This is a genomic window from Nocardia cyriacigeorgica GUH-2 (assembly GCF_000284035.1).
Taxonomy (GTDB): Bacteria; Actinomycetota; Actinomycetes; order Mycobacteriales; family Mycobacteriaceae; genus Nocardia; species Nocardia cyriacigeorgica_B.
On the sequence record NC_016887.1, the window covers coordinates 751,941 to 778,410 of the forward strand.

Sequence of the window (26,470 nt, forward strand, 5' to 3'; positions counted from 1 at the left end):
ACTGTTGTCCATGGTGGACAGTCCGGTACGCGATTGGGATTTCCCGCGCGGTGTGGCCAGCGTGGCGCTGCTCACCGGTTATGCCGGTGAGCACGGCGTTTCGGTGGACCGGATGCTCGACGGCACCGCCCTCACCGAACGCCTGCTGCACGATCCGGACGCCCAGATCGACGCGCGCACCGAGCTGACGGTGGTCCGCAATCTGGTGCGGGCGCTGCCGGATCATCCCGCGCTCGGCGTCGAGGTCGGGCGCCGCTACCGCATCACCACCTTCGGCATCTTCGGCTTCGCCTGCATCAGCAGCCCGACCCTCGGCGAAGCCATTGCCTTCGCCCTGCGCTACCTCGACCTGAGCTTCACCTTCTGTCTGCCGGTGGCCGAGATGCGCGATGACGAATTCGTCGGCTGGATCCACGCCGAATCGGTGCCCGCCGACGTCCGCCAGTTCCTCATCGAACGTGACGTGACCGCGATGCACCAGGTCATGAGCGACCTCCTCGGCCGCCACATGCCGCTCACCCGAGCCGAATTCACCTTCCCCGAACCCGATTACGCCGACCGTATCGCCGAAGTGACCGTCGTGCGCCCCCGCTTCAATCGCCCGCAGAACTTCTTCGCCTTCGACCCCAGCATCGTCGACCAGCCCCTCCCGCAAGCCAACGAACACACCCTCGCCATCTGCCTCGCCCAATGCCGCGACCTCGTCCACCGCCGCCGCGCCCGCACCGGCATAGCCGCCGAAGTCCGCTCCCGCCTGATCCCGCAGGGCGGCACCGACGGCCTGGCCGCCCCACCCGGAATCGACGCCGTAGCCCGCGACCTCAACATGAGCACCCGCACCCTGCGCCGCCACCTCGACGCCGCAGGCACCAGCTACCGGGCGTTGCTCGACGAGATGCGCCGCGCCCTCGCCGAAGAAATGCTCAGCACCACACCACTTTCGGTGAGCGACGTGGCAATTCGCCTGGGTTATGCCGAGGCGTCGACCTTTATCTACGCGTTCAAGCGGTGGACGGGGACGACGCCCGCCGCCTACCGCCGGCAGCGCACGGTTCGGGTGTGATCTCTACTGCCCCAATGGTTGCAGCCCGTCCAGCACCTCCGCGAACTCCAATCATTCCCGGCGGGCATGGGTGTGGACGATGACCATCAGTGCGCCTCCTGGGATGCGTTTCGCAACCGTGCTGGACATTCCACGTGGGCTGATCGGCCAGACCGCGACGACAGATCACGGACGTCGAACCCGCACCGATGAGCTTTTCCCGGCGCGTCCGTCTGTACACGTGAGATCGACTCACGGAAGGCTGGCCCCATGCGGAAACTGAGCTTTGGCATGAACGCGACCCTGGACGGCTACATCGCCGCGCCCGGCGACGACCTCGGCTGGAGTGGGGGTGACGGCCCGGACTCCTCGCCGAGCGACGAACTGTTCCAGTGGTGGTCCGACCGCGTCGCCGCGACCAGCCTGGCGCTCTACGGCCGCAAACTGTGGGAGGCGATGAGCTCCCACTGGCCGACCGCCGACCAGCAGCCCGGTGCCACACCGGCGGAGATCGAGTACTCCCGTCGCTGGCGAGACATGCCAAAAGTCGTGTTCTCCTCGACGATCAACACGGTCGACTGGAACACCCGCCTCGTCACCACCGACCCGGTCCCCGAAATCACCCGCCTCAAGTCCGAGGACGGCGGCCCGATGGACATCGGCGGCGCCACCCTCGCCGGCGCCGCCATGCGAGCCGGCCTGATCGACGAGTACGTGCTCGTCACCGCCCCGGTCCTGGTAGGCGGCGGCACCCCGTTCTTCACCGCCCTGGACAACTGGGTGAACCTGAACCTGGTGGAAACCCGCACGTTTCCCGGTGGGCTGCTGCTGACCCGCTACGAAACGAGACGCTGAGCAAGCGGTTACGGCACACCCGGGATCTTTGCGCGACTACTGCGCCCAGTCGTGCGAGGGAGGCACTACAACCCGTCGAGTGCGATCCGCAGTTGGTTGACTTCGTCCACCAGTGGGTCCTCGGACGGGTCTTCGGCCTCCGGTTGCGGATCCTGGGCGTAGTTCTCTACTTCGGATGTCACGCTGTCGAGAACCTCTTCGAGCCGTCCGGTGACTTGCTCACCGTTGTCCGCCGATAGTCGGCGCGCGACCAGCCACTCCTGCACGAAGTCCGCACGCGTCATTTCGCCGTCAGCGAAGGTCTCCATGAGGGTGAGTTGGTGCGCAGTCGCGCTGTCGTCGGGGACTTCGGAGGGCTTCTGCCACATCGCTATCGGTCCTTTCGAATCTCCCGTCCCGTCGGCGTCACCCTCGGGACCTCGACGCCTGACGCTATCCGAACCCACCGACACCGGCCGAGATCGCCCGGGCGAGCAGGCAGGCGTGAGCGGCCATAGGATTCTGCGTCGGTGGCACTGCGTTCGGGCTAGGAGTGGGTGTGGGACGGACCAAGCCGTTGGTCGGGCCGATGGCGGTGGTGTGGATCCTGGGGGTTCCGGTCGCGGCCTTCTTCTTCATGGTCGGTGCGGTGAACCTGGGTTTCAGGGCCGCCGACCGGTCGGGCTCGGAGGCCGCCATGGCGCTGTCCCTTCCGGTGACCGCGCTGCTCGGGATGGCCGCGTGGATGGGGGTGCTGAACTGCGCCTGGCGGTTCCGGCGGAATTACCTGCGGCGGGTCGGAAGCACTGTGGAAGCGGTCGTGATCGAATCGGATCTACGCCGCAAGAGCGGCCGGGCCTTCTTCAACTTCGATCTGTGGCGGGTCCGCATCGAAGTCCGATTCCCGCATCCCGACACCGGCGCCGAATCCCGCGTGCAGAAGGAGTATCTCTACCACCAATTCCGCGAATCCCGAGCGCGCGCATTGGTCGAGCAACTGCACCCCGGGACAACGATCCCCGCAGTGGTCCACCGGAAGACCGCTCTGCTGGCGATCCCCCAGCGACCGGTCTGGACGGATATCTGGTGATTCGGTTGAACTGAAGAGCGTTCGGCCCGTCCTGGTGTCTACTGGCGGTATGGCGCTCTGGGCTCGATTCGTTTCCGCGTGTACCCAATTCACCAGTCAGCGGGGGATTTATCTGGGGCGACGGTCCACCAAGCTTCATGTGCGCGCGTACCGGTGGTCCAAGGGGCGGGTCGGCGGGCGCCTCGTCGGATGCCCGGACGCTCGCATTCTGCTGCTCGATCATGTGGGCGCGAAGTCCGGCGTGCGCCGGACATCGCCATTGGTGTACATCGAGGACGGTGACATGGTGGCGGTGGCGGCGTCGAAGGCCGGTCAGCCGAATCACCCCGCGTGGTTCCACAACCTGACCGCGCGCCCCGATACCACCATCCAGCTCGGCCCGGAAACGCGTCCGGTCCGCGCCCGGGTCGCCAGCGATGCCGAACGTGAGCGCCTCTGGCCGAAACTGGTAGCGGTCTTCCCTGATTTCGAGTTCTACCAGCAGCAAGCCGGCGACCGGACCATCCCCGTCGTGATCTTGGATCGGCGCTGATCGACCCCTCGTCGGGCAATGGAAACGCACTTATTATAGGTGCGTTTACCATTGCTTCCCGCCCCTCAGTACGGCGCGACGCCGATCCATCCACCCATTGGAACGCTACGGAAATGTGTTGTCAGGGCGTGGTTTTCGTCGATGACGTGGAGGGCGACGGCGGGGTCGGGGGCGTAGTCCATGACGCGGTCGGGGAGGGCGAGTTCCCATTCGCCGCCGAGGACGGAGGCGGTGCTGGGGGCTACCAGCAACGGTTTGCCGGCGAAGGTGGTGGTGGCGGCGGAGTGGGCGTGGCCGGTGAGGACGGCGAGGATGCGGTCGTCGGCGGCTACGAGCTCGGCCAGGCGGTCCGGTTCGGCGAGGGCGATCTCGTCGACGACCGGGCTGTAGAGATGGGCGGGGGGATGGTGCAGGGCCAGCAGGATCGGACCACCGGCGGGGGCGTCGGCGAGGACCGCGCGCAGCCAGTCGTAGGTCTCGTCGGTGAGGTGGCCGCTGGGTTCGCCGGGGATGCTGGAATCGAGCATGACCACCGTCAGCGGGCCGATTCGGTGGGCGTGGTTGATCGGTTCCGTCGACGGCGGCAGGCCGAGCAGGACTTCGCGGAAGGCGCCGCGGTCGTCGTGGTTGCCGGGCAGGGCGTAGACGGGGATATCGGCTTGTAGGGCGATGCGGGCTTCGGCGTACTGGTCGGGTTTACCGGAATCGGTGACGTCGCCGGTGACCAGAATGGCGTCCGGCCGTCGGCGTAGGTCGGCCAGGTAGGCCATGACCCGCTCCGCCCGTTCGACGTTGCGGGGCTTGAGATCGAAATGCGTGTCGCTGACCTGAGCCACCAGGATCATGCCCATCTGCTTTCTCTGGGGGATCGCTCCATTGCGAAACAGAGTGCACCGCACCTCCCGCAGTGCCCTGTTTCAGGCTAGTTGACCAGCGGAATTGTTGTCGTCATGAGGCTCACCACCTCGATTTCCGTAACCGCGAGACCGTGGTACACCTCATGTTGAACTTTCCAGCGATGATCCGTGCCGTCTATCAGGGGAGCGCCGAACGCACGCCTGCGAGTTCACCCCAGCCGGTCGTCCGCACTCCGCAACAGCTCCGCCAATGCGCCCGGCTCGCCGGACAGCGGCGCCCAGAAACCGTCGCCGGGATCCGCCTGCAGGTTCAACTCCGGCGGCGTCCGCCAATCCGCCGCCAGCCGCAGCCGCCAAGAGTGCAGGTAGGTGCGGTCATGAGCGCCGGATTTGTCGAACAGCGGGTCACCGGCGATGGCGTGCCCGATCCAGGCCAGGTGCACGCGCAACTGATGACGCCGGCCGGTGACTGGGCGCAGCGCGAGGACGGTGTAGCCCTTGTCGCGCAGCACCGTGGCGAAGCGCGTGGTGGACGGATAGTTCTTGGTATCGAGCAGATCGCCCGGGTCCACGAACCAGCGGTCGCCATCGGTCCGAATGCTCTCCCGGGGCGCCGCTATCCGCACCCGGTTCTTCCGCCCGACGCTCAACGGCAGGTCGATGGTCCCGGCGTCGGGCAGCTCGCCCTCGGGTGTCGTGACGATCGCGAGATAGGTCTTGCGCGCGGTCTGCTTGTTGAACTGCCTGGTCAGCTGCCCGTGCGCGGCGAGTTCCTTGGCCAGCAGCACCACTCCCGACGTCACCTTGTCGATGCGGTGCACCGGATACAAGGTCTCGCCGACGGCCGCCGCGGCCTGCACGATATCGGTGTCGTGCCGTTCCCCGGTGACCGAAATCCCCGCGGGCTTGTTCACCGCGACGATCGCGTCGTCCTCGGCGATACGGCAGCGTTCACGCAGGTCGGGCCAGTCGATATCCACCGGGCCGAGCCTAGATGAGCACTTGCTCCGCCTCCCCGCCACTGGGCAGGATCACCGACCGGGCCTGCGGATCGGTCCCCGCACCCGATCGCCGGCTCAGCGGTTCTTCCCATTCCGCCGCAGCACATGCGGCCGCAGCCGGTTGAATCCGCGCACGCGCACGCTGCGCAGGTGCCGGATGGCGAATTCGGTTTCGCCGGCGAGTTCGGCGGCCGCGGAATCGTCGACGAGGACGGTGCCGGGTCGCGCTACGCCGGTCAGCCGGGCGGCGATGTTCACCACCGAGCCGTAGAGATCGCCGAACCGTTGCAGCACTGGGCCGTAGGCGAGGGCGACGCGCAGCTCAGGGGTGGTCCCGACGGTCATGGTGGTCTCTTGGATGGCCAGCGCGATCCGGGCCGCCTCGGCCGCGGTTTCGGCGGCGAACATGACTTCGTCGCCGACATTCTTGATCACCCAGCCGCCGTTCTCGGTGATGGCGGCGGTGGTGGTGGATTCGAAGGCCTCGAGCAGCGTGGACAGCTCGTCGGGGTGCAGATGCCTGGTCAGCCGGGTGTAGCCGACCATATCGGCGAATCCGACGGCCAGCTCCCTGGTCGAATCGGCGGCCGTGCCCGCGCCGTCGAGCGAGCGGGCCAAGGCGGCGGCGAGGTGCCTGCGCCACGCGTAGGCCTGTAGTTCCTCGAGGATCCGCACCGTCTCCTCGGTCGCTTGCCGGGCGATCGAGGCCGGATCGGCGTCCGGATCGGCGGCAGCGACGCGGCGGGTGATCTCGTCGAGCACCAGATCCACCTGCCATTCGGCCAGCCGCGCCATCGATTGGCCGATGGTGCGGGCGGTCGCGGCCTGTTGCCGCAGATCGGTCGAGGCGAGCACGCCGAGTTCCTGGAACTCGCGCACGGCGCGCACGTCGGCGTCGGTGTAGTCCAGCGTCGCCTCGTCGCTGCCTGCGGGGAAACCGAGCGCGACCCACAGTCGGCGCGAGACGTCGACGGGCACGCCGGTCTGCCGGGCGACGTCGTCGCGGTTGTAGCGCCGTGTGCCGTCGAGCAGATACGTCTCGACGACCGACTGCACCAGTTGCGTCATCTCCGGCGACACCATGCCCGAAACCCTACGGGGCGCAGGGCCGCCGAACGAGGGTCTCGCCACGACATTGTGGCTTCACACGAAATCAGCCGAACGCGATCGGCCGGTCGCTCGGCAGATTGACGAAACTCGGCGCGTTCGGATCGAGCACCAGATGCTGCGGTTTGAGTTCACTGGCATTGAGCATCGGCCGGAACGCCAGCGCCTTGGGCGAATTACCGGCGAAGACGTCGACCCGCAGCCGATGCCCTGGTTGCAGGATCGCCTGCGTCGGGATGACGGCGATATCGAGCGTGATCGCCTCGCCCGGCGGCACCGGCAGCACGCTGTCGAGGGTGATCGGGTTGTGCGGTGCGGTGAGATCGCCGTTGGCCGAGCGGGTGCTCTTGGCCTCGTCGATGGCGCGCAGCGAGGAGGTGAGCTGCCCGGTCGACAGCACCGTCGAGGTCCCGTCGGGCGCCACATCGTTGACGGTGACGTTCCAGTACCCGTCGGCGGCATCGTGCACGGTATTGAGGTGGACGTTGATCGGCCCGGAAATCACTGTCGGCGCGGTGATCTCGGCGCTGGTGAAGGTGAGCCCATTGCGTTCGGCGATCCGGGAATCCTTGGCGCAGGCGTCGATCACCGCGGTCATCCCGGCCGAACCCTGCGCGGCGTCGCGTGAGCAGGCCGTGGTGAGACCGGGTGCGACGGTGAGCCGGGTGATCTCGGGAGCCGGCGCCGCGGTGAGCGAGCCGTCGTGCAGGCTGTCGCGGGTGGTGCCGCTGGGCGCGCCGGACAGATAGACCCGCCGATGCGTCATCCCGGGCTGCGGGAACTCACCGAGGGTGACCCAGCCGCCGCCCTGCTCCCACACCGTGACCGGCCCGAACCCGGTGACGCCGTTGTCGATGTCCTTGAGCCAGTGGTCGAACCAGGCCCGCTGCAACACGTCCAGCCGGGCCGGCGCGCCCGGAACACCGGTGCCCGCACCGGGATTGGCGTGGTAGGTGTCGCCGACCACGAGCTTCTTCTGGTCGGCGGGCAGCGGGATGGCGTTGTAGAGGGTGGTGGCGCTGTTGGCGAAAATGTCGTGCCAGCCGCCGTAGACGAAGGTGGGCACGCCGACCTTCTCCGGGTGGCCCATGATGCCCTCCCGGAACGCGCTGTCCTCGTCGAGCGCGGCCGAGAGCGCGGGCGGCACATTGTGCAGCGACGGCGTCAGCAGGGCTTGGGCCAGCAGGTCGAAGTTGGTGAGCGGATCGCGGCGGCGATCGTTGAACCAGCGCCAGTCGAAGGTCCCATCGAGCATGGAGCTGATATCGGGCAGCAGTTTCGCGTTGTTCACCGAGTTCAGCCACATCGGCAGGAAGGTGGTGCCGATGCCGCCGCCCGGTGCCACCACATCGCGCATGAGGTCGCTGCCGGGCTCCACGGGGAAGATCGCGCGCAACGACTCCGGCGGATTCTCCGCGGCCCGCAGCTGATTGATGCCGGAATAGGAGCCGCCGCTCATCGCGATCCGGCCGTTGGACCAGGGCTGGGCCGCCGCCCAATCGATCACCTCGCGGGTGTCGAGCTGTTCACGAGCGCCGAGGGTGTTCCAGGTGCCCTGGGAGAAACCGGTGCCGCGGACATCGGCGACGACCTGGGTGTAGCCGCTGCGAATCAGCTTGCGGTCCAAGCCCAGAACGGTCTGGATGGTGCCGCCGTCGAGGGCGTGCAGCAGATCCTCGAAACCGCTGACCGGGGTGCCGGACAGGTTGATCCGGCCCACCAGATCCATCGTCAACTGCTGCAATCCGGGCATCGAGATGGCCGAATCGATCAGATTGGTCATCAGTTTCGTGTACGGCGTGAGGTTGACGATGGTCGGCAGCGGCGCGGTTTCGACCTGGCCGTCGGCGCGGATCGGCCGGTACACATTCGCCTTGAGCACCACGCCGTCGCTCATCGTGATGGGTACGTCCCAGTCGATGTGCACATCGGGATACGGCTGTGGTCCGTCGTGGGTCTGAGTCCATTGGCGCGCCAGTTCATCCGGCGCGACGGCGGGCGCCGGCGTCTCGTAGACGACCTCGCGGTCGGTCACGGTGGCTACCGCCGCCGCCCCGCCGGTCATCAGGATCACCAGCGCTGCCGCCACACCCTGAACCCGCCGGGTCAACCGCATCGACACCCCTCCGCCTCATGGTTTTCGCATCCGGCGCACATGTGATTCAGACCATAGCAATCGGCTCTGGAATCGTGGGGATGGCTCGCCAGGCCGATCCGGTATCGGCGAAGGTATCGACCGGCGCCGCCGCCCTTTCTGGACGCGAAGCGGGCTCCAACGGGCCGGGTGGCCGGCGCCGATCAGCCGACGGGCTTGCGTTGCGCCCGCAGCACCACGTCGCTGGTGTGATGGGTTCCCGGCGGCCCCGGACGGGTGCGCGGCCGAGCCGAATTCACCAGCACCGTCCACTCGTCGCCGAGCAGTTCGGCCACCTGCTCGGGCTGGTAGTAGTCGCGCGGATCGAACCCGTGCTCATGATCGGGCGGGAAGTCGGCCGGATCGTGGCCGACCACGAGCAGTGTCCCGCCCGGCGCCACCGCGGCGATCAATCCGCGGATTGTGGTGTGCTCGGGTTCGAGCTCGATGGGGAAGTAGTGCGCGGAGACCAGGTCGAACGAGTCCGGCGGCGGCGGAGTGGCGGTGAGATCGGCATGCGACCACGCGACCTCGTGGTTGGTCGTGGCCGCGCGCTCCAGGGCGACTCGGGACACGTCAACGGCGGTGACCTTCCACCCGTGCTCGGCCAGCCAGCGGGCATCAGCACCCTCACCGCACCCGACATCGAGCGCCTGTCCCGGCGTGAGCCCACTCACCTCCGCGACGAGCACATCGTTGGGTAGGCCACTGAACAACTGGTCGCGGCTGCCGTACATCTCGTCCCAGAACTGCTGGTCCATCGCGTTTCTCCGTCTCTCGAAGCTGATGACGACAGCATGCGGCCGACCATGCGAACTTGACAAAGAAATTTGCCAGAACTGCAATATCGGTATGGAACGGGACTTCGACGAGGTGATCGACGCGGTCGGTCCCCGGCTGCGGGAGCTGCGCCGCCGCAATGGCACCACCTTGGCCGCGCTCTCCGAACTGACCGGCATCCCGGTCAGCACGCTGTCGCGGCTGGAGTCGGGGCAGCGCAAACCCAGTCTGGAGCTGCTGCTGCCGTTGGCCAAGGCGCATCAGGTGCCATTGGACGAGCTGGTCAACGCACCGGAGACCGGCGACCCGCGCGTCTACGCGCGCCCGTTCACCCGCAACGGCCAGACCGTCATCCCGCTGACCCGCAAGCCCGGCGGCCTACAGGCCTTCAAGCAGATCCTGGCCGGACGCCCCGCCGACCGCGAGCCGGACCCGCGCACCCACGAGGGTTATCACTGGCTCTACGTGCTCAACGGCAAACTGCGGCTGATCCTCGGCGATCGCGACATGGTCCTCACCGCGGGCGAGGTCGCCGAATTCGACACCCACCTGCCGCACTGGTTCGGCAATGCCGACGAACACCCCGTCGAATACCTCAGCATCTACGGTCCGCAGGGCGAACGGTTCCACATCCGGGCCCGCTACCGGCCCGAGTGATTACAGCCGTTCGATGACGGTGGCGTTGGCCAGACCGCCCGCCTCGCACATGGTTTGCAGGCCCCACCGTCCGCCGGTCTGCTCCAGGTGGTTGACCATGGTGGCCAGGATGCGGGTGCCGGACGCGCCGAGCGGGTGGCCGAGGGCGATCGCGCCGCCGCGCGGATTCAGCTTGGCCGGATCGGCGGCGAGTTCGTGCTGCCAGACCAGCGGCACCGGCGCGAAGGCCTCGTTGACCTCGTAGGCGTCGACGTCGTCGATGGTCAGCCCGGCCTTGTCCAGCGCCTTGCGGGTGGCCGGCACCACGGCGGTGAGCATGAGCAGCGGGTCATCGCCGACGACGGCGAACGCATGGAACCGCGCCCGCGGCCGCAGCCCGAGCTTGCTCGCCATCCGCTCGCTCATGATCAGCGCGGCCGAGGCGCCGTCGGTCAGCGGCGACGAGTTGCCCGGCGTGATCGACCAGTCGATCTCCGGGAACCGCTTCTTGTAGGCGTCGTCGACGAAGGCCGGCTTCAGCCCGGCGAGCTTGTCGACGGTGGTGGCGGCGCGAATGGTTTCGTCGGCGTCCAGCCGGCCCGCGGTGACCAGCTCATTGGCGAACCCGCCCGCTTCGGCGGTCTCGGCGGCCAATCGGTGTGAGCGGGCGGCGAATTCGTCGAGCCGGCCGCGATCGAGCTTCCAGCGCGCGGCCAGCAGTTCGGCCGAAATGCCTTGCTGGACCAGCCCTTCCGGGTAGCGGTGCGCAATCGGGCCGCGGTTGGCATCCTGGCCCGCGGCATTGGAGAACATCGGCACCCGGCTCATCGACTCCACGCCGCACGCGATGGCGATGTCGTAGGCGCCGGAGATCACGCCCTGCGCGGCGAAATGCGCGGCCTGCTGGCTGGATCCGCACTGCCGGTCGACGGTGGTGGCGGGCACCGACTCCGGGAATCCGGCGGCGAGCACCGCGGTGCGGCTGATGTTGAACGCCTGCTCACCGCTTTGCGTGACGCAGCCGCCGATCACATCGTCGACCAGCGCGGGGTCGAGGTCGTTGCGGCCGAGCAGATCCGAGAGGACGCCGGCCAGCAGGTTGGCGGGGTGCACGTCGGAAAGCCCGCCACCGGCCTTTCCCTTGCCCGAGGGGGTACGCACGACGTCGACGATGACCGCGGTCTCCATGACCAACTCCTGACTTCCGGCCGACCGGTCAAGTTAATGACCATTCCGCAGTAAGTTAACACGGATTCGCGTTCGTCGGCCAGAGGGAGTCGTTACGCGCGCACGATGATCACCGGGCATTCCACCGAGTGCAGCACCGATTCGGAGGTCGAACCGAGCAGCATGCCGGTGAACCCGCCGCGTCCGTGACTGCCGAGCACCACCAGCTGCGCGTTCTCGGCCTCGCGGGACAGCGAGCGGGCGGGGCGATCGCGTTCGAGCACGCGCTGCACGTCGACGTCGGGGTAGCGCTCGGAATAGCCGGCCAGAGCCTCGGCCAGTGTCGCGGCCTCGATGTCCTCGCTGTCGACCCAATCGAGCATCGGCACGTCCATGCCGGTGACGTCGGTCCAGGCGTGCAGCGCGATGAGTCCCACGCCGCGCCGGGAGGCCTCGTCGAAGGCGAGTTCGATCGCCGGCTCGCTGTTGCGGGTGCCGTCGACGCCGACCAGCACCGGCTTCGCCGCGGACACCGGGTCGGTCGCGGACACGTCGCGAATCACCGCGACGGGGCATTTCGCATGCCTGGTCACCGCGGTGCTGACCGAGCCGAGCAGACTGCGCCGGTACGCGCCGAGCCCGCGGCTACCGACCACGATCATCACCGCATCGGCCGAGCGCGCCAGCAGATACGGCACGATCCGGCCGTCGATCAGCTCGGTCGAGACGCCGGGAACCTCGGTCTTCTTCGCGAAATCCGCGGCACGCTCGAGGGTCTGCTCGGCTCGGCGCTGGGACCCGGCGATGTCGTCGGCGGAGAACAACACGCTCGGGCGCATATCCGACGGCAGCTCCGGCGAGCAGACGATCGCCAGCGGCCGGGCCCGCGACGCCGCGTCGGCCGCCGCCCACGCCACCGCGTGCATGGACTGTGGCGAGCCGTCGACAGCCACCACGATCGGCGCGTCGGCGGGCATGATTCGGGGATTCGACATGACGGGCCTCCGGGTGTCGAGGCCGGACCGGGCGAGCATCCGACCGTGGCGGGCGCGGTTGATCTCATCGGTGACGCTTGCGCCCAGCCTACGGCCCCACGCCGAGCCCGCCCCGGAATCCTGCTGAAGTAGGCTGACGCCTCCAGCTCACCACGGGAAAGAGACCATGTCGCAGTTCGAGAATGTCAGTGTCGCGAAGAAGGCCAACGTCTACTTCGATGGGAAGTGCGTCAGCTACAGCCTCGAGCTGCCCGACGGCACCAAGAAGTCGGTGGGCGTCATCCAGCCGGCCACGCTGACCTTCGGCACCGCGGCTCCCGAGGTCATGGAACTCATCGAAGGCGAGTGCGCGGTCACCTTCGCCGGTGCGGACGAGGCCGTGGTGTACCGGGCGGGCGAGTCGTTCTCGGTGCCGGGCGACAGCTCGTTCGACATCGAGGTGCGCGAGACCATGCATTACGTCTGCCACTACGGCTGACCTTCGCGAGGTCCTTCCGCCCCGGTAGCGCGATGCTGCCGGGGCGGACTCGTCTGCGGCTAGGCCGACGTAACGGCCGGCGCTGCCTCCGGCCCGAGCAGCGTGACGGCCTGGAGTGCGAGATGCAGCTCGGCCGACTGGACCGGATCGGCGGTATCGCGTCCGGTGAGGTCGCGGATCTTGCGTAGCCGATAGCGCACGGTATTGCGATGGCAGTGCAGTTGTTCGGCCGCGGCGGCGGTGGAACCGCGGCATTCGTACCAGGCACGGAGCGCGTCGATCAGGTCGTCGCGCTCGGGCTCGGGCAGGCCGAGCACCGGCCCGAGGATCTGGGTGGCGGCCAGCCTGCTCGCCTCGGGCAGCATGACCAGCAGGTGGCCGACGGGCTGATCACCGAACCGGACCGCGGTGCGCGCACCCGCCCGGACGCTGCGGGCGGCCAGCCGCGCTTCGGCCAGTGCACCGGGAATCGCTTGCGGGCTGGTGAAATTCGTGCTCACCCCGATACGTCCCTCGACCAGGCCGGCGAGCTTCGTCACGGCGCGGTCGATCGACGCGGGCGATCCGGCGCACAGCAGTCCGGCGTGGGTGTCGATCTGGGAATCCCACACCGAGCGGGCCCCGGCATCCTTGACCGCGGTGACGAGGTTGCCCGGCAGTGCCGCGCCGGGATCGTCGGTCTCGATCGACACCACCGCGTAGGTGCCGTGTTCGGGCAGGCCGAGGGTGCGCAGGGCGGTCAGGACGCGAGCGGGATTTCCTGAGTTGTCGTCGAACAGGGTGCGGATCAACCGGCTCTGGGCCTGGGCATCGGCGTGCGCGAGCAGGATCTCGGTCTCGCGATAGGACTCGACGGCGGTGTCGGAGTAGGTGTCGATGAGTTCCCACAGCGCGGTGGCGAGGTCGCGCAATTCCGCGTCGCCGGGTTCGGGGGACCGCGCGGTGAGCTGCTCCCAGATCAGCCGGCCGCCGAGCCGGAAGGCGTGCAGCAGCGCGGCGATCGGTACCCCGCGCTCGGCCTTGAGCCGCCCGACCGCGCGCGCCGGCTGCAACCGGACGGGCTCGGCGCCGCCGAGTGCGGTGATGATCGCGGTCAGATTGCTCAGGCACGCCGCATGGAGTTCCTCGGCGGTGAGCAGGCCGGCATCGCCGTAGGAGCGGTCGGCGACGACGATCCGGGCGACCAGTTCGTCGGCCAGTTCCCCGACGCGCTCGAGCAGATCCAGCGCGGGGCGGGCCGGGGTTGTTCGAGGTGGAGCGGTCACGCCGCCAGGGTACGCGTACCGGAGTGATCTGCGCCACCGTCGATTGTTGCCTCGCACAATCGGCCGTGCCGGGCAGCGGATCGAACCACGTGGTCTTCCTCGGAACATAAGCCGAGGTCAGTCGTTCACGAGTGCGCTCGAGCCGCCGCGATTGTGCGCGGGCACAAACGCGACGCCGCATGTCCGCTACGGCCGCACATGGCCGCGGGAGTGGTCCAGGACACACAATTGGTCGATCCCGTCCGCAGCGCGACTGTGCGCGGACCGCCCGACGTCTTGGAGGATCGAAGGTGGTTACCAGTGTGGCGCCGTCGACGCACGCCGCCGTTGACACCGCCCTGTCCGAACTCGCCGAGGGCGAGCGGCGGTGGGCGGCCCTTCCGCTGAGCGGCCGGCGCGAACTGCTCGACCGGATGCGTGAACTCACCCGCAGGCACGCCGAGGACTGGGTGGAGGCCGCCGTCCGGATCAAGGGGCTCGACGCCTCGTCGCCCTTGGTCGGCGAGGAGTGGATCTCCGGCCCGTATGTGCTGGCCGCGAGCCTCGGCGCGCTGTCGGAAACGCTCGGCGTGCTCGAGCAGGGCAAGTCGCCGCTCGACAAGGCGAACTTCGGTGTCGCGGGGGATCACGTCACCATCGACGTCCTCCCGGCGAGCGTTTTCGACGCGCTGCTGCTCAACGGATTCAGCGCTCAGGTGTGGCTGCAGCGGGGTGTCAGCAGTGCCGCCGCGAAGGCCAATGCCGGTCTGGCCCAGCTCGATCCGCGCCGCACCAACGGCATCGGCGTGGTTCTGGGCGCGGGCAACATCATGTCGATCGCGCCGCTGGACACCCTCTACGAGCTGATCGCGCACAACCGCGTGGTGGCGCTGAAGCTCAACCCGATCACCGACCCGCTGCTGCCGGTATTCACCAAGATCTTCGCTCCGCTCATCGAGCTGGGCGCGGTGCGGGTGCTGACCGGCGGCGCGGACGTGGGCGGCTACCTGGTCACCCATGATCGCGTCGCCCACGTGCACATGACCGGCAGCGCGAAGACGCATGACGCGATCGTGTGGGGGACCGGCGCCGAGGCCGCGGAACGGAAACTGGCCGGCACCCCGAAGCTGGACAAGCCCGTCACCAGCGAACTCGGCGGCGTCTCGCCGACAATCGTGCTGCCGGGCGAGTGGAGTTCGGCCGATATCGCCTTCCAGGCCGAGCACGTGGCGACCCAGCGGCTGCACAACGGTGGGTACAACTGCGTGGCCGCGCAGTCGCTGATCATCTCCGCCGACTGGCCGCAGAAGGACGAATTCCTCACCGCGCTGCGGACCGCCGTGGCGAACGCACCCGCACGGCGCGCCTACTACCCCGGCAGCGATGACCGTGTCGGGCAGGCGCTGGCCTCCTACCCGGACGCCGAACGTCTCGGGCGCAGCGGTGAGCGCGTGCTGGTCACCGGTGTGCGACCGTCTCCGCACGAGCCGCTGCTGGCCGAGGAGTACTTCGCGCCGGTGCTGGGTGTGGTCGAGTTGCCGGGCACCGGAGCGGATTTCGCCCGCGCCGCGGCCCGGACGGCCAATGACGATTTCGTCGGCACGCTGGGCGTCAACATCATCGCCGCGCCGGACACCATCGCGAAACTGGGCGCGGCCTTCGACGACATGATCGAAGACTTGCGCTACGGCACGATCGCGATCAATGCCTGGACCGGCGTCGGCTTCCTGACGCCCACCGCCACCTGGGGCGCCTTCCCGGGCCACACCCTCGACGACGTGCAGAGCGGTATCGGTGTGGTGCACAACGCCTGGTTGATCGACCGGGTGCAGCGCACGGTGGTGCACGGACCGTTCCGTCCCGCGCCGCGGTCGCTGCTGAAGGGGGAGCTCGCCATTTCGCCGAAGCCGCCGTGGTTCGTCGGCAACAAGACCGCCGCGAGCACCGGGAAACTGCTCACCGGATTCGCCGCCGACCCCGGCTGGACTCGCCTGCCGATGATCTTCGCCTCCGCGCTGCGCGGCTGAGCCCGAACTGGAGAAAACACATGAGTACCAACACCATTGCCGATTACGTCGTCGTCGGTACCGGCTCCTCGGGCGCGGTGGTGGCCGCACGGCTCAGCGAACGCTCGGCCGATACGGTGATCGCGCTGGAAGCCGGACCCGAAGACAAGAACCAGGCCATCCACATTCCGGCCGCTTTCTCGAAACTGTTCCAGACCGAGCTGGACTGGAACTACCTGACCACCCCGCAGCCAGAGCTGGGCGACCGGCAGATCTTCTATCCGCGCGGCAAGATGCTCGGCGGCTCGTCGTCGATGAACGCGATGATGTGGGTGCGCGGGTTCGCCGCCGACTACGACGAATGGGCTCGGGCCGCGGGGGAGGGCTGGTCGTTCGCGAATGTGGTCGAGTACTTCCGGCGGATCGAGGCCGTCGAGGGCGCCAGGGAAGCCGACGAAGGCCGCAGCGGACCGCTGCACATCTCGCATCAGCGCTGCCCCAGCCGGTGGACCGCGGACTTCCTCGCCGCCGTCGAGCACGCCGGGTTCAAACGCGAGCGGGCCAATCTTGCACAGCCCGAAGGGTTCACCCAGACCATGGTGTGCCAGCACCGTGGCGCGCGGTGGAGCACCGCCGACGCGTATCTGAAGCCCGCGCGCAAGCGGTCGAACCTGACCGTGCTCACCGGCGCGCACACGACCAAGGTGCTGTTCGAGGGCACCCGGGCGGTCGGTGTCGAATACCGCAAGGACGGCCGGACCCAGACGGTGCGCGCCCGCAAGGAAGTCGTGTTGTGCGGCGGCGCGATCAACAGCCCGCAACTGCTGCAATTGTCCGGCATCGGCGACGCCGAACAGCTTCGCGCGCACGGTATTCCGGTGCTGCACGACCTGCCCGAGGTGGGCGCGAATCTCGCCGATCATTTGATCGCGCTGATCGGTTTCGCCGTCGACTCCGGCACACTGTTCGCTGCCGAGAAGCCGCTCGAGCTCATCAACTACCTCGCCCGGCGGCGCGGCATGCTCACCTCCAATGTGGGTGAGGCCTACGGTTTCGTGCGCAGCAGGCCCGACCTGGAGCTGCCCGATCTGGAGATCATCTTCGGACCCGCCCCGTTCTATGACGAGGGCATCGGCGTCGCGCCGGGCCACGGCATCGCCATCGGCCCGATCCTCGTGCAGCCCCGCAGCCGCGGCACGGTGACGCTCGCCTCGGCCGACCCGCTGGCCAAGGCGGTCGTCGATCCGAAATACCTGTCCGACAGCGACGGCGCCGACCGCGCCGCGATGCTGGCCGGGCTGCACACCGCCCACGACATCGTCACCTCGGCGCCGCTCGGCTCCCGGATCGGCCGGTTCCTGCAGCCCAAGCGCGAACAGCCGACCATCGCCGAGACCCTCGAAGACGCCCTCACCTGGCATTCGCACACCCTCTACCACCCGACCAGCACCTGCCGGATGGGCAGCGACGCCGCCAGCGTCGTCACCCCGGAGCTGAAGGTCCGCGGCGTCCAGGGCTTGCGGGTAGCCGACGCCTCGGTGATGCCGACGATCATCCGCGGCCACACCCACGCGCCGGCGGTGGTGATCGGGGAGAAGGCGGCCGACCTCATCCGCGCCGACAACCGCTGATCATCGGCGGGGGCAGAGTCGGGTCGACGCGGGCGCGAGACTGTCGCTTTCGCGCTGCCGCCGTGGTGACCGCGTCGGTCCGATCCTACCCCGACGGCGTCCGCTCCCGTTCGGGTTCCTGCGGCCAGCAATCGACCCCGCTCGGGTCGGCGATCGCTGCCCGGTGCACGTACACCGGGTCGCGGCCCGCTCGCCGCTGCCGCTGGTAGTCGTCGAGGAGCCGGAAGGCGATGGCGCCGAGCGGGATGATCGCGGCCAGGTTGACCAGCGCCATCACACCCATGGAGACGTCGGCGAGGTTCCAGATCAGGCTCACCGAGCCGAGCGCACCGCCGAAGACCGCGAGCAGCACCAGGATTCGGTAGGTCCGCAAGGCGGAGCGTCGGGCGGTGAGGAATTCGATATTCGATTCGCCGTAGTAGTAATTGCCGATCAGCGAGCTGAACGCGAGCATGAACACGATGACGGTCAGCAGGTGCCCGGACCAGGAACCGAGGGTCGCCTCCAGCGCGCTCTGGGTGAGATCCGCGCCGCGCCGCTCGGACGGTTCGGGGTTGGTGGTCAGGATGATGAAGGCGGTGATGGAGCAGATCAGCAGGGTGTCGAAGAAGACGCCGAGCGACTGCACCAGGCCCTGTTTCACCGGATGCGAGACATGCGCCGAGGCGCCCGCGTTCGGGGCCGACCCCAGGCCCGCCTCGTTGGAGAACATGCCGCGGCGGATGCCGTGCTGAATCGCCGCGCCGACGGTGCCGCCGGCCACCTCACGCAGGCCCAGCGCACCACCGACGATATCGCCGAGCACCCGGGGCAGGTCGCCGATGTTCAGGATCACCACCATCACGCCGAGCAGGATGTAGAGCACCGCCATCAGCGGCACCAGCACCTCGGTGATATGCGCGATGCGTCGCACGCCCCCGAAGATGACCAGCGCCAGCAGGCCGGCCAGGCCCAGGCCGAGCACCGTCGTCATCAGTGAGCTGTCGGTGGACAGCGACCGTTTCGTCACGCTCGCGATGGTGTTCGCCTGCACCGCGTTGAAGACCAGACCGAACGTCACCGTGATGACCACCGCGAACAGCACACCCATCCACCGCCGGTTCAGGCCGCGCTCCATGTAGTAGGCCGGCCCGCCGCGGAACGTCCCGGGTGCTCGATCACGCACCTTGTACAGCTGCGCGAGCGTCGACTCCACGAATGCCGATGCCGCGCCGACGATCGCCATCGCCCACATCCAGAACACCGCACCCGGCCCGCCCAGGGTGATGGCCGTCGCCACACCCGCGATATTGCCGGTGCCCACCCGTGCGGCCGCGGAAATGGTGAACGCGCCGAACGCCGACACCGGCCGCTTACCGTCCTCGGCAACCTCGGTGCGTTCGGTAATGGTCCGCAGCATCTCCGGCAGCAACCGCAGCTGCACCATCCGCCCCCGCCAGGTGAAATACAACCCGGTCGCGACGACGAGCGGGATCAGCAGCCACGACCACATCGCGTCATTGACGTCGACGATCAGGGAATCCAGTGTGCTCACCCACAGCAGGCTACGGACTGGCTAACGCTGTGCGGGGCACGCCCTCGCCGCGGGTCGCGATCCGGCCCCTCAGTCCTCGGACCGGTACTTCCTCGATACCGACGCGGCGCGTGCTCGGGCTTTGTCGGTGCTCTTGCCGACCATGGTCACCCGGCCCGCTTTCACATCGGCGCGCAGCTCCTTCCCGAGCCCCACGCACATCGCCACCAGAATCAGGACGAATGGCGACGCGACCACGATCGCACCCCATTGCAGGGCATCCAGTCCGCCCACCACCAGCAGCGTCAACGCGACCGCGCCGACGAGCAGACCCCAGGCGATCACCAGCCATTTCTTCGGTTCGTCGGCGCCTTTCGAGGAGAAGGTGCCGAGCACGATGGCGCCCGCGTCGGCGCCGCTGATGAAGAACACCCCGGCCAGGATGATCACCGCGATACTGGTGACGGTGGACAGCGGAAACGCCGCCAGCACTTCGAAGAACGCCGCCTGCGCGCTTTCCGAGGCGACGGCCGCGATATCGCGCTCACCGCTCAATTGCAGGTCCAGGGCCGCGCCGCCGAGGATGGAGAACCAGACGATCGTCGCGAGACTGGGCGCGATCAGCACCCCGAAGACGTATTCGCGGATGGTGCGTCCACGCGAGATCTTCGCGAGAAAACTGCCGACGTAGGGCGCCCACGAGATGCCCCAGGCCCAGAAGAAGACGGTCCAGTCCTGCATCCATTGCCCGTCGGCGAAGGCGCCGGTCTCGAACGACATGGGCAGGAAGTTGAAAATGTAGCCGCCCATGGCCTGCGACAGCAGATTGAAGATGAACGAAAACGGTCCGAGCACCAGGATGAACACGCCGAGCGCGATGGCGAGCAGGGTGTTGAAATCGGCGAGCCGTTTGATGCCTTTGTCCACGCCCGCGACCGCCGAGAAGATGAAGGCCGCTGTCAGTAGACCGACCACGAGAACCAATACCAGCGTGGAACTTTCGATATCGGAGATGAATCCGAGCCCGGCGATGATTTGCAGGGTGCCCAGGCCGAGGGTGACCGCATTGCCGACCATCGTCGTCACGATGACCCACGTGTCGATGCCCCGGCCGGCCAACCCATCGGACCGCGTGCCGATCAACGGCCGCAAGGTCGCGCTGACCAGCGACGGACGCCCTTTGACGATCGTCGTATAGGCAAAGGCCAGCCCCGCGACGCCGAAGAACGCCCACGGATGCAGCGCCCAATGGAAGATCGAATACTGCATGGCGACCACCGCGGCCGCATCTGTGCGTGGCTCTGGTCCGCCGGGCGGCGGTTCGGCCCACAGTGTCACCGGCTCGTAGGCGCCGTAGAAGATCAAGCCGATGCCCACGCCGAGGGCGAACATCATCGCGATCCAGGAAAACGTCGAATAGGCAGGCTCATCGCCGGGATCGCCCAGTTTCACCCGCCCGTACTTGCTGAACGCGAGATAGAGGATGAAGAACACGAACCCGGCCGTCGCCATGACGAACACCCAGCCGAACTGTCTGGCGATAAAGGCGTAGATGTGTTCACCGGCCACGCGCATCTGATCCGAGAACGCTACGCCGATGAGCAGGAACACGATCGTCAGCGCGGCGGCGACGATCGTCACCGGCATATCGATGCCGGCGCGCCACCGTTGTTCGTCCTGCCCTCGTGAATCTTTCATTGATTCCCCACCTCAGCCGGCCGAGTTGCGTTGGGCGTTCGGGCAAATCCTGCGGACTCTACCGCGGCAGCGGTCCGCGGACACCGCCACCGGTGTCGATTGTGCATAGATCGTCGGTCCGGACCGATGGTTCCGGCATTTCCGCTTCGGTGAAACCGTAGGGCGCGGTGAGTTCGAGGATCCGCCCTTCCCTGCGCAGCACGGCCAATTCGCGGTTGTAGGCCTCGCGCAGCGATCCGTCGGTTTTCCGGAATCCGGCCGCACCGCAGCCGAGCCGGGGCTTTCCGTCGACCACGGTGGTGAACGGCGGCAGGAGTTCCACCGCATTCGCCCATTCCGAGGGGCCGCCTTCGGGTCCGGCCGGCCCGGACCGCCTGGCGCGTTCGAGCATGGCGCGCAAAGAAATACTCGTCAGCGCGAAGGCATCGACCTGTCCTCGGGCGACCTGCGCGAGACCTTCGTCCTGGCTGCCGACCACCCTGATCTTCTCGTTGCGGACCCCGGCCGACTGCGCATACGACTCTTCGACGGCGGCCGCCAGCACCGCCACGGTCGCGGCGGTGCGGGCGATCGAATCGAAATCGCTGAGCTGCTTCGGATTGCCCTTACCCACCAGCAGGGCCGATTGCGCGCAGTAGATGGGTTCGCTGAACGCGATCTGCTCGCACCGCGCCTTGTTGACGAACATGCCCGCCGATATCACGTCGAACGCGCCGGAATTCACGCCGCCGATCAGGCTGCGGAACGGCACCAGCACGCCCTCGAGCCGGTCGACGCCGAGCCGCTCGAATACCGCGCGATCGACCGCAGGCATCGCGCCGACCAGGCCGTTGTCGTCGTAGGCGTAGGGCCGCTCGCCGGAGTAGCCGACCTTGACCACGCCCGCGTCCCTGATCTTGTCCAGGGTGTTGCCAAGCCCGACCGCATCACATCCGACGATCAGCCCCGGCGCCGTCAGCAGGCCCCCGCCGACCATGGTGACCTGCAGGAATCGTCGCCTCGACCAGGTACGCGCCATACCGCCATCCCTCCGCCGACAACGTTGTCCGCCCTATGATCCACCCGCGGCGGCGGCTCGTGCAGGCGTTCGCGGCTAACTCACCGCGCGGCGGCGATCACCGAGGCGAGGCCGCCCGGCGCCATGAGGGCGCGGCGGTCGGTGACTTCCGCGCCGTTGACGTAGACGGTGGGCGTGCCGGTGACGCCGGAGCGGAGCACCTGGTCGGTCTTCGTGCGCAGATAGCTGTCGAACTGACGGTTGATAATGCATTCGGCCACAGCGGAATCGGTGTATCCGGCCGATTCGGCGATATCGATCAGTGTGCTGTCGGGCAATCCCTCGCCGCCCTCGACGGGCTGTTGGACGAACATCTCCGACAGCCAGCTCTGGTAATTGTCCAAGCCGCTGTTGGCCACGCAGAACGATGCGTTGCCGGCGCGGGAGGAGTATTCGGTCTCGCTCATGCTGTCCAGAAAGGTGATGACGCTGTATTCGACGGCGGCGCTGCCATCGCGCACCACGTCCGCGAGCACCGACCCGTTGGCCTCCTCGAACTTCTGGCAGGCGGGGCATTGCAGGTCCATGACGACCCGGACGGTCACCTCCGCGTCGTCGTCGCCGACTCGCACCGCACCGTCGGCCAGCACGTTCTCCGGGGTGGTGCCGTCGGACATCGCGGTGGCGGTGCCGGTGACCGTCGAGGTCACCAGGCCACGCGCCAGCAACCCGATGCCGACCGCCGCGGCGACCAGCACCAGCACCAGAAAAGGCATGAGCACGACCAGAAGTCGTTGATTCGATTGCTGTTTCTGCGGCGGCGGCCATCCGCCCGGATAGGTGTTCACGTCCCATGCTTTCCGCTAGCCCGATAGTCCCGGGCCAGCCTAACGGGAGGCCGGGTGCCCGTCGCGAAAGCCGCGAACGCGCTGGTCACAGCTCCGGTGGTGGAGGGGATCGCACGTGTCGGTTTCGTCCAAGACATCAGCGGTGGCCGTTCCTAAGCTTGGCGTCGACAACGAACGAGGCACACATTCAGGAGGATTTCGATGGCACGCGAACTGGTCTACACGGGTTTCATGTCGCTGGACGGCGTCGTGGATTCGCCGGGCGGCACGGCCGAGGGGCATCGCAGCGGCGGTTGGGTCATGCAGACCGAGTTCGTCCCGGAGGCCTACTCGCTCAAGGCCGAGGAACTCGCCGATACCGGCGCGTTGATGTTCGGCCGCCGCAGCTACGAGGCGTTCGCGCCGATCTGGCGCGATTCCGAGGATCACGCCGCCTACAAAGACCTGCCGAAGTACGTGGTGTCGTCGACGCTGACCGAGGACGACCTGATCGACGGCTGGGGCCCGATCACCATCCTCCGCTCGGAGGACGAGGTCGCGAAGCTCAAGCAGACCGACGGCGGCGGCATCTTCATCCACGGCAGCGCCGAACTGGCCCTGCGCCTGGCCGAAGCCGGCCTGATCGATCGCTACAACCTTCTGGTCTTCCCGGTGCTGCTGGGCGCGGGCAAGCATCTGTTCCCCCGGACGGATCGGGAGAAGCAGCAGCTGCGGCTCCGGGATCAGGCCGGCTACTCCAACGGGGTCACCAAGCTGATCTACGACGTGGTGCGCTGAGTGGGGTCGAGGGCGAGCGGGCCGCCGGCCTGGGCGCGCAACTGTCCAGCGGTGCGCCCGATATAGCGGCGCAGCGCGCGGGCCAGATGCGGTTCGTCGTAGTAGTCGAGCTTGACGACCACGTCGGCGGGCGTTTCCCCGGTCATCAGCAGGAACGCCGCGGTGCGGGCGCGTTCGATCTGGCGGATCGCGCCGTGGGTGAGCCCGGTGGCGGACCGGAACCGGCGCTCCAGCGTCCGCTCGCTGACCTCCGGTGGCGAGCCTTGCAGGGTGGCCGCGACCAGCGGATCGCGCACCACCGCCCCTTCCTGGACCAGCCGCTCTACCAGCGCCTCCGCGTCATCGACTCCCGGAATCTCGCGGTGCGCGCCATCGAGCCAGAACTTTCGTTCGCTCACATCGGGCAGTGCGATCCCGCCGTCGACCAGGGTCGGCGTAGCCACGGTCCGCAGTGCGGTGCCGACCTTGAACTGGATGCCGGTGAACACCGCGCCTTCGGGCACGGGCGCCGTCCCGGTCCGCGTCTCCGGGCCCGTCACCGCCGCGAACCGGCGCCCCTCCTGCTCCCAGAACACCAATCCCCAGGTCTCGCTGGCGACCGACGTCATCGTGGAGACTTCCTCGGCACGGCACATCCATATCGATTCGACCCAGGGCGAATCGGACGCGCGTGTTTCGAAGAGCAGTCCCACATCGGAATTTTAAGCGTTGAGCGGGAAGCGGCCCGGGTCGACGAGCACCCGCTCGGATCTCATAGGCGCGCCCAGGCCATCTCCGCACCGGGTTCGGCCGACAGCGTGCCGCTGGATCCCGCCGGCAGATAGGCGAACTCTCCTTGCTCGACCACGATGGTCCGGCCGACCGGGCCTGCGCCGCGGATCTGAAATCGCCCCGTGGTCGCCACGATCACCTGATCGTTCGGGGCATCGAACTCGACGCGGGCGCCCGCACGGATGAAACCCACCTCGAAATGCTGTCCCGCCTCGGCAGCGAGGAACAGCCGGTCCGCACCGTGCCGCCGGTGGGTGTCGTGGCGGCTGGACACTATCCGCGCGAATGGTCCTGCGGTGGACTGTTCACGGGCGACTTCCCATTCCGCGAGTTCGATCTCCCACACCGGCGGAAATGCCAGCGCGAGCATGGCGAGATCCGCCGTGACGCTGAATTCGCCACGGCTCGCGGGGTGGAGATGAACCAGATCTCCGGGCCGGGCGACCGTGCTGCCGTCAGCGCTGTCAATCGTCATCGTGCCCGCGGTGACGATCCATACTTCCTCGTAGGGTGCCGCGAGGGGAGCACGTGCGCCGGCGCTCATCCGCGTGAAACCGGCGCTCATCCGGGCGTAGTCCGCGGCTACGGCGGCGCCGATCCGAATTCCGTCGTCGATCTGTTCCCAGGCGCGCACCTCACGGGGTGTGAACGCTCGAATGTGCCGCACGAGTTTCATTTCATCGGGCGCAGACAAGGTCGTCCTCCTGCTCACAAACGACATTTCCGGAACGGAACCGGGATGCGATGACCAGCCCGGCCGTCAGCGCCAGGACGACGGCGCCGATCCCCGCATAGACCTGGAGCCCGAAGCCGACCGCCGCGTGCACGACGGCCGACACCGCCGGTTCGCCGGTCGGAAGCCGCTGCGCCTGCGCAACCCCTTCGTGGACGCTCGTCTGGAGCATCCGACCGGCCGAATCGGAGACATCCGCGGGAAGATTGCCGCTGAGGTAACCGCGGTAGGCCACGACGCCGACGACACCCGCCGCCGCGATGCCGAGCGCGGTGCCGAGTTCCCCGCCCACCTCCTGCGCCGAGGCAGCCGAGCCGGTCTTCGCGGCCGGCGCGCTGGAGATGATCAGGTCACTGACCATCGCCCCGGCCATACCCTGGCCCAATCCGACCACGGAAATGGCCGCCACCAGGAACGCGAGCGGTGTGCTCGGGCCGGAGAAGACGGCGACACCGAGGCCACCGCTCGCGGCGATGAGAACTCCACACGTGACAACCGCCTCGGGCCGCCACCGCCGGGCGAGCCGGGGCGCCAGCATCGCTCCGGCGATATCCAGCACGATGTAGGGCATCGTCCACAGTCCGGCGCGTAGCGGCGACAGCCCGGCGACCAGCATCAGGTATTGGGTGAAGAGGTAGAACATGCCCGTCACGCCGATACCCATCAGCAGTAGCGTCACCAGGGATACGCGCACCTGCCGATGGCCGAGCAGATCGAGGTCGAACAAGGGCTCCGGTATCCGGCGCTGACGCCGCACGAACAACCCCGAAACGGCAAGTCCCACCAGGATGCACACAACTTGCGGCCATGCGGTGCCTCCGCCTGCGGACTGCCCGGCGGCGAGTTCTTGGAGCCCGTAGACGATGGCCAGCATCGCCGTCACGGACAGTGTGACGCTGATCGGATCGATGCGAGTGGGATTGCGTTCGGCCCGTTCCGGGAGCAGCCGGGTTCCCGCGATGAGCAGCAGCACGAGCGGCGGGACATTGACGAGAAAGACCGTGCCCCACCAGAAGTACTCCAACAGCGCACCGCCCAGCACGGGCCCGATGGCGCCGCCCACCGTGAACGCGCTGAATGCGATCGCGATGGCGAGGCGACGTTGGGTGTCGTCGCGGAACATGGTGCGCAGCAAGGAGAACAGCGAGGGCATCAGCGTCGCCCCGGCGATGCCCAGCGCAGCTCGGGCGACGATCAACATCGCCGCGGTCGTGGAAAAGGCCGCCACCACGGAGAGGACTGCGAAGGCCGCCGATCCGGTCAGCAGCAACCGGCGCGGGCCGACGCGATCGCTGAGTCTCCCCGCAGTGACCAGGAATCCGGCGATCAAGAAGCCGTAGACGTGGGTGATCCACATCGTCTGGGAAGCACTGGCGTTCAGGTCGGCGCTGATGGCGGGCAAGGCGAAGAACAGCACGGTCAGGTCGGTCGCCAGCGCGAGCATCGGCAGCAGGAGCAGCCCAAGGCCGAGCCATTCGCGGGTGGTCGCTTGGGTAGTCTGCATCGCCACTCCCTCAGAAATACGTTACAGAGTGTCACGTTATGAGTGAGCGTAACAGGTTTCATTACGTGGTGTCACGTAATGAATAGCTAATCTGG

Annotated in this window: 25 protein-coding genes; 9 read left to right on the plus strand and 16 right to left on the minus strand. The window is 67.8% G+C overall.

Features of this window, described 5'->3' with window-relative positions; translation table 11 throughout:
* Positions 1 to 10 precede the first annotated feature (10 nt).
* Positions 11 to 1,063, plus strand: coding sequence for an AraC family transcriptional regulator (locus tag NOCYR_RS03570; RefSeq protein ID WP_014348990.1), 1,053 nt, complete (start codon positions 11 to 13; stop codon positions 1,061 to 1,063).
* Between the two features lie 249 nt (positions 1,064 to 1,312).
* Positions 1,313 to 1,897, plus strand: a complete 585-nt coding sequence (locus NOCYR_RS03575; RefSeq protein ID WP_014348991.1) for a dihydrofolate reductase family protein — start codon at positions 1,313 to 1,315, stop codon at positions 1,895 to 1,897.
* 65 nt (positions 1,898 to 1,962) lie between these two features.
* Here the strand turns inward: NOCYR_RS03575 and NOCYR_RS03580 are convergent, their stop codons facing one another.
* On the minus strand, positions 1,963 to 2,265 hold the full coding sequence (locus tag NOCYR_RS03580; protein ID WP_014348992.1) for a hypothetical protein: 303 nt from the start codon (positions 2,263 to 2,265) through the stop codon (positions 1,963 to 1,965).
* Positions 2,266 to 2,435: 170 nt separating this feature from the next.
* On the opposite strand from NOCYR_RS03580, the gene NOCYR_RS03585 reads away from it, so the two are divergent.
* Together NOCYR_RS03585 and NOCYR_RS03590 are read left to right on the plus strand one after the other, a co-directional pair.
* Entirely contained in the window at positions 2,436 to 2,966 is a 531-nt protein-coding gene (locus NOCYR_RS03585) for a hypothetical protein (RefSeq protein WP_014348993.1), read from the plus strand.
* 139 nt (positions 2,967 to 3,105) lie between these two features.
* Positions 3,106 to 3,498, plus strand: coding sequence for a nitroreductase family deazaflavin-dependent oxidoreductase (locus NOCYR_RS03590; protein WP_014348994.1), 393 nt, complete (start codon positions 3,106 to 3,108; stop codon positions 3,496 to 3,498).
* A 65-nt stretch (positions 3,499 to 3,563) separates the two neighbouring features.
* On the opposite strand, the gene NOCYR_RS03595 is transcribed toward NOCYR_RS03590, so the two are convergent.
* From NOCYR_RS03595 to NOCYR_RS03615, 5 genes are all read right to left on the minus strand, one after another.
* Positions 3,564 to 4,343 (minus strand): metallophosphoesterase, encoded by a 780-nt coding sequence (locus NOCYR_RS03595; protein ID WP_014348995.1) that lies wholly within the window; start codon positions 4,341 to 4,343, stop codon positions 3,564 to 3,566.
* 221 nt (positions 4,344 to 4,564) lie between these two features.
* Entirely contained in the window at positions 4,565 to 5,335 is a 771-nt protein-coding gene (locus NOCYR_RS03600; RefSeq protein ID WP_014348996.1) for an RluA family pseudouridine synthase, read from the minus strand.
* A gap of 96 nt (positions 5,336 to 5,431) precedes the next feature.
* Positions 5,432 to 6,439 carry an adenylate/guanylate cyclase domain-containing protein gene (locus NOCYR_RS03605; RefSeq protein ID WP_014348997.1) on the minus strand — a complete coding sequence of 336 codons (1,008 nt, stop codon included), beginning with the start codon at positions 6,437 to 6,439 and terminating at the stop codon, positions 5,432 to 5,434.
* A 70-nt stretch (positions 6,440 to 6,509) separates the two neighbouring features.
* Positions 6,510 to 8,579, minus strand: a complete 2,070-nt coding sequence (locus NOCYR_RS03610; RefSeq protein ID WP_014348998.1) for a CocE/NonD family hydrolase — start codon at positions 8,577 to 8,579, stop codon at positions 6,510 to 6,512.
* 182 nt (positions 8,580 to 8,761) lie between these two features.
* Entirely contained in the window at positions 8,762 to 9,358 is a 597-nt protein-coding gene (locus tag NOCYR_RS03615; protein WP_014348999.1) for a class I SAM-dependent methyltransferase, read from the minus strand.
* Between the two features lie 91 nt (positions 9,359 to 9,449).
* Here NOCYR_RS03615 and NOCYR_RS03620 point away from each other — a divergent pair, with 91 nt between their 5' ends.
* On the plus strand, positions 9,450 to 10,034 hold the full coding sequence (locus tag NOCYR_RS03620; protein WP_014349000.1) for a helix-turn-helix domain-containing protein: 585 nt from the start codon (positions 9,450 to 9,452) through the stop codon (positions 10,032 to 10,034).
* On the opposite strand, the gene NOCYR_RS03625 is transcribed toward NOCYR_RS03620, so the two are convergent.
* Positions 10,035 to 11,201: a thiolase family protein gene (locus NOCYR_RS03625; protein ID WP_014349001.1), complete on the minus strand. Its 1,167-nt coding sequence runs from the start codon at positions 11,199 to 11,201 to the stop codon at positions 10,035 to 10,037. It lies immediately after the preceding gene.
* A gap of 92 nt (positions 11,202 to 11,293) precedes the next feature.
* Positions 11,294 to 12,175, minus strand: coding sequence for a universal stress protein (locus tag NOCYR_RS03630; RefSeq protein ID WP_014349002.1), 882 nt, complete (start codon positions 12,173 to 12,175; stop codon positions 11,294 to 11,296).
* 166 nt (positions 12,176 to 12,341) lie between these two features.
* Here NOCYR_RS03630 and NOCYR_RS03635 point away from each other — a divergent pair, with 166 nt between their 5' ends.
* A complete protein-coding gene (locus tag NOCYR_RS03635) occupies positions 12,342 to 12,653 on the plus strand; it encodes a pyrimidine/purine nucleoside phosphorylase (protein ID WP_014349003.1) in 312 nt (103 codons plus the stop codon).
* A gap of 59 nt (positions 12,654 to 12,712) precedes the next feature.
* On the opposite strand, the gene NOCYR_RS03640 is transcribed toward NOCYR_RS03635, so the two are convergent.
* Complete coding sequence (locus tag NOCYR_RS03640; RefSeq protein WP_014349004.1) at positions 12,713 to 13,918, minus strand: PucR family transcriptional regulator; 1,206 nt, start codon at positions 13,916 to 13,918, stop codon at positions 12,713 to 12,715.
* 290 nt (positions 13,919 to 14,208) lie between these two features.
* Here NOCYR_RS03640 and NOCYR_RS03645 point away from each other — a divergent pair, with 290 nt between their 5' ends.
* Positions 14,209 to 15,924 carry an aldehyde dehydrogenase family protein gene (locus tag NOCYR_RS03645; RefSeq protein ID WP_231856024.1) on the plus strand — a complete coding sequence of 572 codons (1,716 nt, stop codon included), beginning with the start codon at positions 14,209 to 14,211 and terminating at the stop codon, positions 15,922 to 15,924.
* A gap of 20 nt (positions 15,925 to 15,944) precedes the next feature.
* Positions 15,945 to 17,534 (plus strand): GMC family oxidoreductase, encoded by a 1,590-nt coding sequence (locus NOCYR_RS03650; RefSeq protein WP_014349006.1) that lies wholly within the window; start codon positions 15,945 to 15,947, stop codon positions 17,532 to 17,534.
* An 85-nt stretch (positions 17,535 to 17,619) separates the two neighbouring features.
* Here the strand turns inward: NOCYR_RS03650 and NOCYR_RS03655 are convergent, their stop codons facing one another.
* The 4 genes from NOCYR_RS03655 to NOCYR_RS03670 form a co-directional block, all read right to left on the minus strand.
* Positions 17,620 to 19,068, minus strand: coding sequence for an alanine/glycine:cation symporter family protein (locus NOCYR_RS03655; protein ID WP_014349007.1), 1,449 nt, complete (start codon positions 19,066 to 19,068; stop codon positions 17,620 to 17,622).
* Between the two features lie 69 nt (positions 19,069 to 19,137).
* Positions 19,138 to 20,745 (minus strand): BCCT family transporter, encoded by a 1,608-nt coding sequence (locus NOCYR_RS03660; RefSeq protein ID WP_014349008.1) that lies wholly within the window; start codon positions 20,743 to 20,745, stop codon positions 19,138 to 19,140.
* A gap of 58 nt (positions 20,746 to 20,803) precedes the next feature.
* Positions 20,804 to 21,763, minus strand: coding sequence for a transporter substrate-binding domain-containing protein (locus NOCYR_RS03665; protein ID WP_014349009.1), 960 nt, complete (start codon positions 21,761 to 21,763; stop codon positions 20,804 to 20,806).
* Positions 21,764 to 21,843: 80 nt separating this feature from the next.
* Positions 21,844 to 22,590, minus strand: a complete 747-nt coding sequence (locus tag NOCYR_RS03670) for a DsbA family protein (protein ID WP_014349010.1) — start codon at positions 22,588 to 22,590, stop codon at positions 21,844 to 21,846.
* A 201-nt stretch (positions 22,591 to 22,791) separates the two neighbouring features.
* Here NOCYR_RS03670 and NOCYR_RS03675 point away from each other — a divergent pair, with 201 nt between their 5' ends.
* A complete protein-coding gene (locus NOCYR_RS03675) occupies positions 22,792 to 23,367 on the plus strand; it encodes a dihydrofolate reductase family protein (RefSeq protein WP_014349011.1) in 576 nt (191 codons plus the stop codon).
* On the opposite strand, the gene NOCYR_RS03680 is transcribed toward NOCYR_RS03675, so the two are convergent.
* From NOCYR_RS03680 to NOCYR_RS03690, 3 genes are all read right to left on the minus strand, one after another.
* Positions 23,349 to 23,975, minus strand: a complete 627-nt coding sequence (locus tag NOCYR_RS03680) for a helix-turn-helix domain-containing protein (RefSeq protein WP_014349012.1) — start codon at positions 23,973 to 23,975, stop codon at positions 23,349 to 23,351. The genes NOCYR_RS03675 and NOCYR_RS03680 overlap by 19 nt on opposite strands.
* A gap of 143 nt (positions 23,976 to 24,118) precedes the next feature.
* A complete protein-coding gene (locus tag NOCYR_RS03685; RefSeq protein WP_158430109.1) occupies positions 24,119 to 24,832 on the minus strand; it encodes a hypothetical protein in 714 nt (237 codons plus the stop codon).
* A complete protein-coding gene (locus NOCYR_RS03690; RefSeq protein WP_014349014.1) occupies positions 24,816 to 26,375 on the minus strand; it encodes an MFS transporter in 1,560 nt (519 codons plus the stop codon). The genes NOCYR_RS03685 and NOCYR_RS03690 overlap by 17 nt, the downstream gene beginning before the upstream one ends.
* Positions 26,376 to 26,470: the final 95 nt, after the last annotated feature.